Source organism: Telluria sp. AIW5, assembly GCF_056680575.1.
In genome coordinates this window covers 2,581,612-2,595,031 of record NZ_CM155289.1, presented here as the reverse complement: position 1 = coordinate 2,595,031, position 13,420 = coordinate 2,581,612, and the positions used below count along the sequence as shown (strand labels likewise).

Sequence of the window (13,420 nt, the reverse complement as noted above, 5' to 3'; positions counted from 1 at the left end):
TTGGCGCTAGTAATACACTTGCGACGCGAACCGGCCGCATTTTAGACGGGGGCTAATTTGGACTTGACGAGATTTTAGACTGATGGGTGCAACATCTACATACCGCGTACTTGTCGTCGATGACAACGTCGACGCGGCTGACTTACTGGGACTCTTCTTGGGAGCATCAGGCCATCATGTGGCAACAGAGTATCATCCTGCAAAGGCGCTAACACGAGCACAAAGTGAACTGTTCGACGTATTCGTACTGGATATTGGGCTGCCAGATATGGACGGCTATGAATTAGCACGGAGGTTACTTGCGCTTCCGGAGTGCGAAGCCGCATTGTTTATTGCGCTAACAGGTTATGGTGCGGACGAGGACCGAAGGAAGTCGAAGGCTGCAGGCTTTCATCACCATTTTGTTAAGCCGGCCAGCATCGAAAAACTGATGAGTGTACTAGTTTTGCCGAGTAACCCAATCACTTCGATAATTCGAACATAGCGTTCGGTCAAGCGCCCTCTCATCTCAATGAGAAGCAATGCGATGGGGTACGAAATCGACGTTCTTTGGCAAGAGGAACGGATTTGCCATCTTAGATTTGCTGCTACACAGACTCGTGTTGTTTGTTGTGGCATGCGCAATCGGAACTCGAAGCGGCGTCGTTTAGGTTCTGCAAAATGCCGCATCCCTCCACGAGGTGAGGCTGCTCGCATTGATGACGCAACCTCATCAGTTGTTGCTCCAGGCTTTGGAGCTTCTCCATTTGCACGCGGATGAGCTCGATGTGATGGTCGAGCAAGTCGTTCACTCCCTGGCACTCGATAGTTGGCTGCGCCCTGAAATCGAGAAGTACGCGGATATCAGGTAGGCCCATCTGTAAAGACCGGCAATGGCGAATGAACTGGAGGCGCTCCAGGTGTTCAGGCCGGTAGAGTCGATACCCTGCGTCGCTTCGCGATGGCTCAGGAAGCAGGCCCGCCTTCTCGTAGTACCGAACGGTCTCTACATCGCACCCCGTTTGCTTAGCTAGTTCGCCGATTCGCATTTCATTCTCCTAAACGACTTGACCCTGTACCTACTACGGGGTTTCTAATGTAAGCATACCCTAAGAGTTGAAGGCTGCCAGATGAGTCCCGAGAAGATTGCCGATGGCAAGTGCTGTGCGAGCGAGGACAGCCAAGTTCCTTCGCCAGATGCCTGCTGCTCTACCGCTACCGTCAACACTTCGTGCGACAACGGTCGCACTGTGTCGGTGCCCGTACAGCAGGCAGACACGTGCTGCTCAGGACCCACCTCTGAACTGACAGTACCCCCGGAAGCGAAGCCAACTCCCGCAGGAACGAGTGCTGTTCGTTACCGTATATCGAACATGGACTGTCCAACAGAGGAGCGCCTAATCCGAAACAAGGTCGAACCGATGAGCGGCGTGGTTCGGTTAGATTTCAATCTGATGAGCCGCACACTGACTGTCCATCATCAGCTCGGCACTGCAGACGGCATCGCCAAGGCGCTTGATGTAATCGGCATGCGAGCCGAGCAGCTTGAAGAAGGTGACAGCGAAGACAATGCTGAGCATGAGGCCTCACCCCTGTCCGCAAGCCAAAAGGTATTGTTGGCCATTTCGGGTGTCACTGCAGTGCTTGCAGAGACGCTTGCCTGGACTACCCACACGGACTCGTCGCTCCTAGTAGCAGGGCTCGCGCTTGTCTCTATCGCCACCGGCGGCCTACCTACGCTGAAAAAGGGCTGGATAGCATTACGCAACCTGACGCTAAACATCAACTTCCTGATGAGCTTGGCCGTTATCGGAGCGATTGCGATTGGCCAGTGGCCCGAAGCGGCAATGGTCGTCTTTCTCTTTGCCGTTGCGGAACTTATCGAAAGCCTGTCGCTAACTAGGGCAAGAAACGCCGTGCACGGTCTGCTTAAGCTCGCCCCCGACCTCGCGACCATTCGGACGGCAGGCGGCGGCTGGAGCGAAACTCAGGTTCAGAACGTTCACCCTGGGGCGGTTTTCCTCGTACGACCAGGTGACCGAATTCCCCTCGATGGTGTCGTCAAGGCTGGGGAATCCGCAGTCAATCAAGCCCCGATTACTGGGGAGAGCATACCCGTCGACAAGCACATCGGTGACTCGGTGTTCGCTGGGACTATCAATGAGCAAGGCGTGCTCGAAGTTACGGCGACGTCCGACAGCAAACACAGCACGTTGGCCAAAATTGTTCGGGTGATTCAGGAGACTCAGAGCAACCAAGCTGCGACGCAGCGCTTCGTTGACGTGTTCGCTCGCTACTACACGCCGGCCGTGGTCGTTCTGGCTCTGCTGGTCGCGGTCGTCCCCTCGTTAGCGTTCGGTGCAGAGTTCACGCCATGGCTGTATAAGGCCCTTGTCATGCTCGTCATTGCATGCCCCTGTGCGCTCGTCATCTCGACTCCAGTCACCGTCGTGAGTGGCCTTACGGCAGCAACACGGCTCGGAATACTGGTTAAGGGTGGGCAGTTCCTGGAGTCAGGATACCGGGTCAAAGCACTGGCTGTCGATAAGACCGGAACGCTCACAAAGGGCCGCCCGGTCGTGAACGCCGTGACCGCATTGGGCACCGCATCTCGCGAGCAAGTACTACTTATCGCAAGTAGCTTAGACGCAAATTCCACTCATCCATTGGCTGCCGCAATTCTGGCCGCAGGCCCGCACGCCAGCACTTACAAGCCGGTCTCCACGTTCGAAGCGCTCCCCGGCCGTGGCTTGCGAGGCGATATCGATGGTCGGACCTACTATCTGGGAAATCGTCGCCTTATCGAGGAGCTCGGCTTCGGCTGGTCAGGTGTTGAAGCGGCGCTTAACACTGCTGAAGTGCAAGGCCAAACTGCCATTCTCCTGGCGGATAAGACATCCGTCTTGGGCCTCATCGCTGTGTCTGACGAAGTCCGCGCTGAAGCAGCTGACGTTATTAAACGACTTCGAGAACTCGGTATCGCTACTGTCATGCTCACGGGCGACAATGCGGCGTCAGCACAGCGAATTAGCCTTGCTGTCGGCACCGCAGCGTTCATTGCCCAGTTGCTTCCCGAAGAGAAGCTCAAGGAAATTCGCAAACTTCAGTCGCAATATGGGATGGTCGGAATGCTTGGCGACGGCGTTAACGATGCGCCTGCCCTAGCTCAGGCAGACATCGGTTTTGCGATGGGGGCTGCCGGCAGTGACACAGCCATTGAAACCGCAGACGTGGCGTTAATGAACGACGACCTGGTCAAGCTGCCGGCCTTCATCGAGCTGAGCCGCGCAACTCATCGCATCCTGGTCCAAAACATCGGAGCAGCGCTGCTTATCAAGGCCGTTTTCTTTGGGCTTGCTATGGCAGGTTTAGCAACGCTTTGGATGGCCGTGTTTGCGGACGTTGGCGCAAGCCTGCTGGTTGTTTTCAACGGGCTACGTCTGCTGAGGCACGGGAAAGCTAACCAATCGCCCGCCCCGTCTGTTCACGCACTTGAAGCTACGCCTGCGTCGGTGCAAGCCGTCCAATCATAGTTTGTCCGCATCGTGAAAAAACTCATACTTATCGTTCTGATGTTCCTGCTGCCGGGGCAGTACTCCTGGTCCGCCGCCGCGGTCAACCGTTAGCATGAGAGTGGTTCGAAGCTCCATTTTGGTCACCATGCGCATGAGCATAAGGAGCTTACTGCACTTGGACGTAGTGAACAACGAAGCCATTCACTATCGCCACGCGCTACTGCACATGGGAGCCAGTCGGCCCATGACCGGCGCGAACTTGATGCGCGCAGATTTAGGGAGAATTTGCCAGCAGGAGTGCAAGGCAACAAATAGTTGACCCGAGGAGCCAGCGGCACCTGCACAGCACTACCGTGCTTGCCTAACGGTGCACGATAGTCTGCGCGCCCATGCGGCCTAGCTACACGATGGCAGTTTAGCGCTGGCTTCAGTTGCCCTACGTCGGCGCCTAGGTAAGCTGCGGCCCGCTTCTCTTCCGCGCACCCAAGCTTCTACAGTCTCGAGCCGCCATCTTTGCAAGGATGCATTTCCGCGAACGTACATGAGCGGTGGCACTTGTATCTTATTGCGTTTAATGTTCCGTTCGATTGTCTCTACACTATCGCCTAAGAGCACGGCAAGCTGATTAATATCTAAAACATCTTCCATTGAGTTCCTCATGTCAGGTCACCGAGGGGATTGGACGGCTGTCGAACTCGGTATGAAAGACGTGTAGAGCTCGTTTTTAGCCTTTTCGATTTTCTATCTCAAACCGTACGAGACCGCGCCTACCCTTCTGCCCTACTGGGTGGCAACGAAGCGTAATAGATGCGATGCGATGTTTGCCCGCAACCGAAGAGGTGCGTTCGCCCGAATCATGATGGGCATCGCTTGCTAGTTTGGGGTTACACGAACGGCCAAGCTCTAGGTACCACGGTAAAATTACCGCTCGCCGGTTAATCAGCGACAAAATCGAGTGTGCCAAGCCAACCGTGAGCATATTTTCGCTCGCAAACCCAAGAAATATTGCAAATGATGGCCGAAAACGGAAGCGCAGGACGTCCTATGAAACAAGGTGTGCTTTTTGCCCTGCTAGCTGCGGTAACGTTCGGTGCAAGTACACCCTTGGCGAAATTGCTGGTGGGCCAAGTTGCGCCGTTGGAACTGGCCGGGCTGCTCTACCTGGGCAGCGGGATTGGGCTCGCCATCTGGCTGGGTATTCGTGCCTTGTTCATCAAGCGTCAAGATTCGGCGATTTCGGGAATAACACGCGAAGACTTACCGTGGCTGGCAGGCGCTACGTTTTTTGGTGGCATTGTGGGGCCCGCCCTTCTAATGCTGGGCCTGCTGAGTACCTCAGGCGCTGATGCCTCACTACTGCTGAATATGGAGGGAGTTCTGACTTCTATGCTCGCTTGGTTCGTGTTCAAGGAGAACTTTGACCGCCGGATTTTCATTGGCATGCTGTTGATTGTGAGCGGCGGAATCGTACTAACTTGGGACCAGAACCCGAGCGAAGGTCATCCGTGGGGCGCGTTCCTCATCCTGGGGGCCTGTCTCTGCTGGGGTATCGACAACAATTTGACCCGGAAGGTGTCAGCAAGCGACGCTGTTCAAATAGCTGCCACCAAAGGGTTGGTTGCAGGGGTTGTCAACCTGTTCATTGCCGCGTGGATGGGTCAGTCTGCACCGCCATTAACGACAACGGTATTGACCGGGTTGGTGGGCTTTGGCGGCTATGGCCTTAGTCTCGTTCTGTTTGTTCTGGCTCTAAGAAACCTCGGAACTGCTCGCACCGGCGCCTATTTCTCTGCAGCCCCATTTGTCGGGGCTGCGGTATCACTTGTGCTACTAAAGGAGACACCTGGGGCAGCATTTTGGGTCGCTGCCGCATTGATGGGCGCAGGAATTTGGCTGCACCTCACGGAGAAACATGAACATGAGCATGCTCACGAGGAGCTACAGCACGGCCACAGGCATTCGCACGATGAACATCATCAACATGAGCACGACTTCGATTGGGACGGCGTCGAGCCTCACGCTCACCCCCATACACATACACCGCTGCGGCACTCACACGCGCATTATCCAGATATTCACCATCGGCACAGGCATTAGTGGTGAGTCCCTTCTGCGCTGACAATGCTCAAGGAGCTCAGCCGAATGTCAAAAGGTGATGACTATCAAACTTTCGCTACCGTCCACCCACTTCCTTGTACGGCGCCGACCGACAAGCGGACTGCACCGGGCTCGTAGCGGTCATCATTAGAGTCATTCACGAGCTTTATGCAACGGTCATCGGCCCTGCTCGACAGTAGTGACCTCTGATTTATTGTTGTCCGAGACACGCTCTCTCGGCCTCTAGTGATGTCACAAAGGTTCCGTGAAGGACATGCTAGCACCCGCTCAGCTACTGTTCTGCAGAGGCTTCGCAGACAGTAGCAAACCATGCTACAGTCTCGCAAATGTCCTGTTCGTTTCTCAATCGCTTGGCTCTCCTGCTCCTCGTCATAGCAATGACGAGCAATAGCCTTTGGGGAAGTTCAGGCGCAAGCCTCGCGCATGACATCGACCACCTGTTCAAAGCAAACGTGGCGGCACTTGATTACGAACACGCTGGGTTGCCAGCTGAGGTCAGCGGTGGCGAAACGAGCGATGACTTTTCAAATCCCCTTGTTCATCATTTGCTTCATGGGGCGGACCACTCTCAGTTGTTCCCACATACTCTCGTCCGGGCTGTTTTTGCACTCAGCGTGCGTGTTTTAGTACTCCCTGGGTTAGTAGAGCTATACCTTCCGTTGCAGCCCCTCTCTCCTCCGTTTCGACCGCCACGCTTAGACGTTTTCGCTGCCTGAATCGATTCCTGTGCTGCCAGAGGTGAGTGTCGCTCTCTATCTCGGTCGCACCTGAATAGTACGCGTCGGCAATATCCGGCCGCGCAAGGCATGCCGAAGCTCTAAATCTTCTGTCTCGCCGCTACCAGGCGAGGCAAGTCTCAATGCATCGCGTTGACTACCGGCTTCTCACGGAATTCGGTATCCCAATCCATGCCTACAGTTACGTCCGGACGAACGATGAAAAACAGAATTGGTCTACTTGCGCTAAGCATTTGGCTTGGCCTCCTCCCCGTGCGCGAGTTGTCAGCAGCTGAAAGACAGTCAAGCTTTGCTGTCACCGCTCAGCAGCTCCAAGCACTAGATATCCGCACTATGGTCCTCCAAGCCGGTGCCAACCCAGTTGTACTTAGCTTACCTGCACAGGTAGTTGCACCGACCAACAGCGAACAGATAGTGAGTTCCCCTGTCATCGGCATGACTTCGAAGATATACGTCGAACCCAACCAATCCGTGAAACGCGGCGCCTTGCTCGTGAGGATTGTCAGTCCCGAACTGGGCAACATGCAGTTACAACTGATTCAAGCGCACAGCCGCGCGAAGCTTGCAAGAGCGGGGGCGAAACGTGAACAGGCATTGTTTGACGAAGGAATTATTGCGGAGCGTCGCGTCCAGGAAGCGCAGGCGGCCCTGAGCGAAAGCAATGCCACCTTACGTAACGCCAAGGCTACGTTGGCGTTAATGGGCTTTTCAAATGCCGAAATCGAGCACATTGCTATCTCCGGCAAGCTTGAGGATGGGCTCAACTTGAGGGCTCAGCAAATGGGGACTGTCACTGGTATCGATGTAAAGCTTGGGCAACGCGTTGAGCCTGCGACATCTCTCGTCCACTTAGCACAAACCGACAGGCTTGCTCTCGAAATCCAAGCTCCGGTCGGCGGGAGTGGCTCTTGGCGCGTCGGTAGCAAATTGTCTCTGCAAGGTCGCGCCGGCACTGCAACCATCACCAGCGTGAGCACAACCGTCGCATCGGGAAGCCAAACTGTAACTGTAAGAGCAACACTTGACCCTAACGCCGCTGGCCTGCGCCCTGGTGAGTTCGTCACCGCTCAGCTCCCGCTGGCCGGAGACGCCAATGGCTGGAACGTCCCACTAGCGGCAGTTGCCCATGACGGTCAATCCAGCTATGTCTTTGTACGAACGAAACTCGGATTCGATGCCCGAAACGTCAAAATTCTTAGCGGCGCGGGCCAGAGCGTGAGAGTGAGCGGCCCGCTTAAGCAAGGCGACAAAATTGCTATATCTGGCGTAGTTGCGTTGAAGGGCTCATGGCTAGGCGAAAAGGGTGGAAACTGATGCTTGCCCGTCTAATCCAAGCTTGTCTCGCACAACGACTGTTCGTCTTGATTGCGACACTCCTGCTAGGGGCAGCCGGGTGGCTAGCGTTTACCCAGCTTCCAATCGATGCCTTTCCGGATGTATCAAGCACCCAAGTAAAAATCATCATGAAGGCGCCAGGTATGACCCCGGAAGAGGTTGAAAACCGCATCGCCGTTCCGATTGAAGTAGAAATGCTGGGAATTCCCAAGACGAAAATTCTTCGTTCCGTCACCAAGTACGGTTTGGCGGACATCACAATTGATTTTCAAGATGGCACCGACATCTATTGGGCTCGCCAGCAAGTCAGTGAGCGGCTCAGCGGCATCACAGACAATCTACCTTCTGGTATCGGCGGGGGTATGGCGCCCATTACGACCCCATTGGGTGAAATGTTCATGTTCACCATTGATGGGGGCGGTCTTTCTCTAGCTGAGCGACGCGCTCTACTTGACTGGGTCATCCGTCCAGCGTTAAGGACCGTGCCAGGCGTCGCAGACGTCAACGCTCTTGGCGGGGTTGTACGCGCATTCGAAGTCGTTCCAAACGAAGTCGCAATGGCCGCCAGTGGCATCAGCCTGACCCAGTTAAAGCAAGCAATCAATGCCAATAACCGAAACGACGGCGCCGGCCGACTTGGAGAGGGCGATGAAGTCCTCCTAGTACGAAGTGAAGGTAGCATAACTAGCCTCGATGACCTCCGCGCTATCGTGGTTGCAACGAAGGATGGCGTACCTGTGCGTATCAGTTCACTTGCTGAAGTTCGCATTGGGTCAGTTACACGATACGGTGTGGTTACCCAAAGTGGAGCAGGCGAAGCCGTTCAAGGTCTTGTCCTGGGTTTGGCAGGGGCCAATGCGCAGCAGGTCGTCGAAGGAGTACGTAGCAAACTAGACGAGTTGAAAGCGACGTTGCCGCCTGGCGTAAAAATTAACGTCTTCTACGACCGAGCCGCCCTCGTATCTAAGGCGGTTAGCGCAGTTTCCTCAGCACTGCTAGAAGCAACCGTAATCGTTATCGTGCTGCTAGGCGCTTTTTTAGGCAACGTCAGGGCTGCGGTGACTGTTGCACTGGTACTGCCGCTATCGGCCCTCATTACGTTCATTCTGATGCGCGCCTTCAATATGTCGGCCAATCTAATGAGCCTGGGTGGCTTGGCCATTGCCATTGGTATGCTCGTCGACGCTGCTGTGGTGGTGGTCGAAAATATCGTACAGCATCTGGCAAGCGACCACTCAGAAAGGAAGCTTCCTCGACTGCACGTCATTTATCGTGCGGTGCGTGAAGTAGCCTTGCCCGTAACGTCAGGGATGTTAATCATCATCACCGTATTCCTGCCGCTCTTGACGCTGCAAGGTCTTGAAGGAAAATTCTTCGCCCCTGTTGCGCTCGCCATTGTCTTCGCTCTTGCCGGCTCACTGTTGTTGTCATTCACGGTTATTCCGGTCATCGCATCTTATTTCTTGAAGGACGTTGGTCACAAAGAGCCATGGTTACCCCGCAAATTGCTGCGTTTCTATGTGCCTCTTCTCGCGTGGGCACTCAGGCGCCAACGTTCGGTCGGCATCATCGCAGTCGTCCTTCTGTTGGTCGCGGGCGTGCTCTATGGTCAGGTCGGAAAGACCTTCATGCCAACAATGGACGAGGGTGACCTTATCGTCGGCATTGAGAAGCTGCCATCCGTAAGCCTTGAACAAAGCGCTGCTCTGGACTTAAAAATTCATCAAGCGCTAATGAAAGCGATACCGGAAATCACTGGGGTCGTTGCTCGAGCGGGCTCGGACGAAATTGGCCTGGACCCGATGGGGCTAAATCAGACCGACACCTATCTACTCCTTAAGCCACGCGACCAGTGGCGGGCGAAGTCGAAAGACGCCCTCATCGATGAGATACGAAAAGTCTTGGACCAGCTCCCCGGGATTAAGTACAGCTTCACGCAGCCCATCGAAATGCGGGTGGACGAAATGATTATCGGGGTTCGCGGCGATATCGCTGTAAAAATCTTCGGTCCTGAGCTTGCGCAGTTGAACAAATATGCAGGCGAGGTCGAGGCGTTGCTCAAGACCGTTCCAGGTAACCAAGACGTCTACACTGTTCAGAACGACGGTGTGCAGTACATGCGTGTTGTTGTCGACAGGCTGCAAGCGGGCCGACTTGGATTGTCAGTCGAAGAAATCCAGGATGCTTTGCGTGTTCAAATCGAGGGGCAGCCAGCAGGCAACGCGACCGAAGGGATTCGACGCACTCCAATTATTTTGAGAGCCCCCGAGTCCGTTCGACTCTCCCCCGCTGACTTCGCTGCAATTCGAATTACTAGCCAGAGCGGCGAGACGGTTCCGTTAGCAACTGTTGCCAGACTCGAGCGTGCAGAGGGGCCCGTGAAAATTGAACGGGAGATGGGGAGTCGATATAGCGTCGTTATCGCAAATGTCAGCGGCCGGGACTTAGTCGGATTCGTCAACGATGCAAAATCCTTGGTCTCAAAGAAGCTCGCTCTACCCATTGGATATCGCATCACGTGGGGCGGGCAATTTGAAAATCAGCAGCGTGCATCGAGCCGCCTCGCCGTCGTAGTACCGGTCGCGCTCGGGCTCATTTTTATCCTGCTCTTCTCGACATTCCGCTCCGTTCGGCAATCGCTCCTCGTTCTGAGCATTATCCCCTTTGCCCTTGTAGGGGGTATCTTCGCACTGTGGCTAACAGGCGAGTATCTTTCGGTTCCCGCTTCCGTGGGATTCATCGCCTTGCTTGGTATCACTGTCCTCAATGGAGTGGTGTTGGTTAGCTATTTCAATCAACTCCGCGAAGAGGGACTTGCTCTGCATGATGTCGTGGTACGTGGAGCGCACCGACGCCTACGTCCGGTCCTCATGACAGCATCTATCACTGCATTCGGCCTCCTCCCGCTCCTGTTCGCCAGTGGTCCGGGGTCCGAAATTCAACGTCCACTCGCAATCGTGGTCATCGGTGGGCTGATAACCGCGACGGCACTCACACTTCTTCTTCTACCGATTTTGTACCTACGCTTTGCTTTTTCGAAGCAGGAGAACACCAATGTCTAACGTCTGCCTGTCGCTATTGTGCACGGAGTCTTCGCGCGAGCGAATGACAGAGGCCCTGTTGCAAATACCGGAGCTTGAATTTTTCGTGAGCACCTCTGCGTCCGGTCATGGTCTCAACCATGAGCAGTTAAACGCCCGGGAAAAGGTCCTTGGTATGGCATCCATGACCTGCGTTCAGGCACTCCTTCGTGATGCCGACCAAAAACGGGTAATGACGCAACTTAGCCAAAAACTTGCAAACACCGGCGTCCGATATTGGGTCGTCCCAGTGCTTGAGCAAGGAGCTTTCACATGAAAATTTTACTACTCGCAGCTCTGGTATCAAGTGTAGTCCAGGGCGCTCCTTTGCCAGCAACGCCAGGACTTTTACCAACTGCCGTCGCACGAACAGTCTTAGACAGTGACCCAAGAGTGGTTGGGGGGCAGGCCAGTTTGGACTCAGCGCGAGAAGATTCCAATATTCTCAGCAACTCGCCCTATGAATGGACCGCACGGGCTAACGCTCAACGTCGCGCGGTGGAGCAAGGCCCTAGCTATCGTGAGTGGAACGTCGGCCTTGAGCGCACAATCCGACTCCCAGGGAAGGCTGCCGCGGACCGACGTATCGGCAAAGGCACGATTGAGCAAGGCGAGGCGCAATACAAGCAAGCAAAGCATGCAGCAGCACTCGAACTCCTCGACCTCTGGTTAACTTGGACAAATGCGCAGCAAGCGGATGCACTAGCTTCAACCCATCTTCGGATTGTTCAGGACAACCTCGCAGTCGTCGAGAAGCGCGTGAAAGCCGGCGATGCATCCAAACTTGACGCCAGCCTTGCCAGGGCCGAGCTCGCTGAACAGCGTCGTCTGCAAAGCGAAGCAGGCACTGCTTTGACCATAGCGTGGGAGCGCGTACATGCCCGTTTCCCTGCATTGAGCCAACAATATTCCACATTGCCGACTCCAGCTCCTTTCGAACTCACACGGGAATCTTGGCGGGAAGCCGCCCTGCATTCCAACCACGAGTTAGCGATTGCGGAAGCCCAACTCGCGGTAGCTACGGCGACTGGCGAGCGAGCCCGCGCCGAGAAGATACCCGACCCCACGGTGGGGATATATACGGCGTCCGAAGCCGGAGGCCAAGAGCGGCTTACTGGTGTGATGCTGTCTATCCCACTTCCAAGCTCTAGTCGGACAAGTCGCGCGAACAAGGCTATTTATCAGGCCGAGATGTCACGACAGGAGCTTGAGCTGCGCAAGCGAGAGGTCGATGGTGACATTACAAGCCAGGTTGCAAATGCCAACGGCACGTATAGCACGTGGACGACTGCGGAGGCGGGCGCAACCGAAATGGAGAGCAACGCAAGGCTCACCCAACGTGCTTACGCTCTCGGTGAGGCTGACTTGCAGCTCCTGCTTACCGCGCGTCGACAAGCGGCAGGGGCGGCGATAATAGCCCTGGCGGCCAAGACAGCGGCAGCGCGAGCGTATTACACACTTTTGGTAAATGCTCACTTGGTCTGGGAATTGGGGCACGAATAAGGGACAGCACCGGCGGCTCATCGGAAAACTAACCACTTGGGCCGCCGTTTTAGTTAAACATGACGCTTGGTAACGCGAGCAAAACACACACCACCGGAGCACTATGAGTACGGAACACGACCACACTGCGGGCAAAAGCGAGCGCTCTCTTTGGATAGCACTGGGACTCACGAGCAGCATACTTATTGCTGAGACGGTCGGTGGCTTAATCACCGGCAGCCTCGCACTTATCTCTGATGCTGCACATATGTTAACTGACGCTGCGGCGCTTGCTATCGCATTGGCTGCTATTCGAATCGGACGACGTCCTGCGGATACAAAACGGAGTTTTGGGTACCACCGCTTCGAGATTTTGGCCGCCGCGTTCAATGCGCTGATGCTTATTGCAGTTGCGATATACATCCTGTTCGAAGCATATCGTCGCCTGGGAAATCCGCCAGAACTACAGTCGACAAGCATGCTCTGGTTCGCGGCTGTCGGACTAGTCGCCAATCTGATTAGTATTAAGGTTCTCACCGGGGGCAAGGACGACAGCTTGAACGTAAAGGGTGCCTATTTGGAAGTCTGGAGCGATTTGTTAGGTTCGGTTGGGGTTATCGCCGGCGCTATCATCATCAAATTTACAGGCTGGACTTGGGTGGACTCTGTTGTCGCAGTGGCCATCGGAATGTGGGTATTGCCCCGGACTTGGGTACTGCTTAAATCAACCGTCAACATTTTGCTTGAAGGTGTTCCCGAGGACGTCGATATAGCTGACCTTCAAGAAAAGCTACTCGCGACTCCTGGCGTTCTCAGCCTTCATGACCTGCACGTCTGGGCTATTAGCAGCGGCAAGACCAGTCTTACGGTCCACGTCGTTCACGCTCCAGACGTTCTGCCGGCCACCGTGCTCAATGAGATGAAACAGGTTCTCAGGGATAAGTTCGAAATTACCCATGTGACTATCCAATGCGAAATAGTGGCGTGTGAACAAGCGGATGAGGAATTCCATTTTAGCGATACAAAAACCGGAAACAATCACGACGTTGGCCACCCGCACGAACACGCTCATGGCTAAAAAGGCTCTTAAATGGACGATTCCAGAAATGCTACCTTTTTCTCAGTTGAGCCCTCAGTCGTGTCTCATCAACACGAGTGGAAAATCGTACTGATG

General features: G+C 54.9%; 9 protein-coding genes. 8 read left to right on the top strand and 1 reads right to left on the bottom strand.

The features are described 5' to 3' along the window. The first annotated feature begins 82 nt into the window (after window positions 1–82). Window positions 83–484, top strand: a complete 402-nt coding sequence (locus AC1MEM_RS11385; protein WP_499477324.1) for a response regulator — start codon at window positions 83–85, stop codon at window positions 482–484. 103 nt (window positions 485–587) lie between these two features. On the opposite strand, the gene cadR is transcribed toward AC1MEM_RS11385, so the two are convergent. Next, the gene (cadR, locus tag AC1MEM_RS11380; RefSeq protein ID WP_499477322.1) at window positions 588–1,028 is read right to left on the bottom strand and encodes a Cd(II)/Pb(II)-responsive transcriptional regulator; all 441 of its coding nucleotides are present in this window, start codon (window positions 1,026–1,028) and stop codon (window positions 588–590) included. Window positions 1,029–1,433: 405 nt separating this feature from the next. Here cadR and AC1MEM_RS11375 point away from each other — a divergent pair, with 405 nt between their 5' ends. From AC1MEM_RS11375 to AC1MEM_RS11345, 7 genes are all read left to right on the top strand, one after another. After that, window positions 1,434–3,512, top strand: coding sequence for a heavy metal translocating P-type ATPase (locus AC1MEM_RS11375; protein ID WP_499477321.1), 2,079 nt, complete (start codon window positions 1,434–1,436; stop codon window positions 3,510–3,512). Between the two features lie 993 nt (window positions 3,513–4,505). Continuing rightward, on the top strand, window positions 4,506–5,591 hold the full coding sequence (locus tag AC1MEM_RS11370) for a DMT family transporter (RefSeq protein WP_499477320.1): 1,086 nt from the start codon (window positions 4,506–4,508) through the stop codon (window positions 5,589–5,591). Between the two features lie 956 nt (window positions 5,592–6,547). Beyond that, window positions 6,548–7,663, top strand: a complete 1,116-nt coding sequence (locus AC1MEM_RS11365; RefSeq protein WP_499477319.1) for an efflux RND transporter periplasmic adaptor subunit — start codon at window positions 6,548–6,550, stop codon at window positions 7,661–7,663. Then, window positions 7,663–10,746, top strand: coding sequence for an efflux RND transporter permease subunit (locus AC1MEM_RS11360; protein WP_499477318.1), 3,084 nt, complete (start codon window positions 7,663–7,665; stop codon window positions 10,744–10,746). Before AC1MEM_RS11365 ends, AC1MEM_RS11360 begins: the two co-directional genes overlap by 1 nt. Further along, entirely contained in the window at window positions 10,739–11,041 is a 303-nt protein-coding gene (locus AC1MEM_RS11355) for a DUF3240 family protein (RefSeq protein ID WP_499477317.1), read from the top strand. The genes AC1MEM_RS11360 and AC1MEM_RS11355 overlap by 8 nt, the downstream gene beginning before the upstream one ends. Beyond that, window positions 11,038–12,267, top strand: a complete 1,230-nt coding sequence (locus AC1MEM_RS11350; protein ID WP_499477316.1) for a TolC family protein — start codon at window positions 11,038–11,040, stop codon at window positions 12,265–12,267. The genes AC1MEM_RS11355 and AC1MEM_RS11350 overlap by 4 nt, the downstream gene beginning before the upstream one ends. 103 nt (window positions 12,268–12,370) lie before the next feature. Next, window positions 12,371–13,324: a cation diffusion facilitator family transporter gene (locus AC1MEM_RS11345; protein ID WP_499477315.1), complete on the top strand. Its 954-nt coding sequence runs from the start codon at window positions 12,371–12,373 to the stop codon at window positions 13,322–13,324. Window positions 13,325–13,420: the final 96 nt, after the last annotated feature.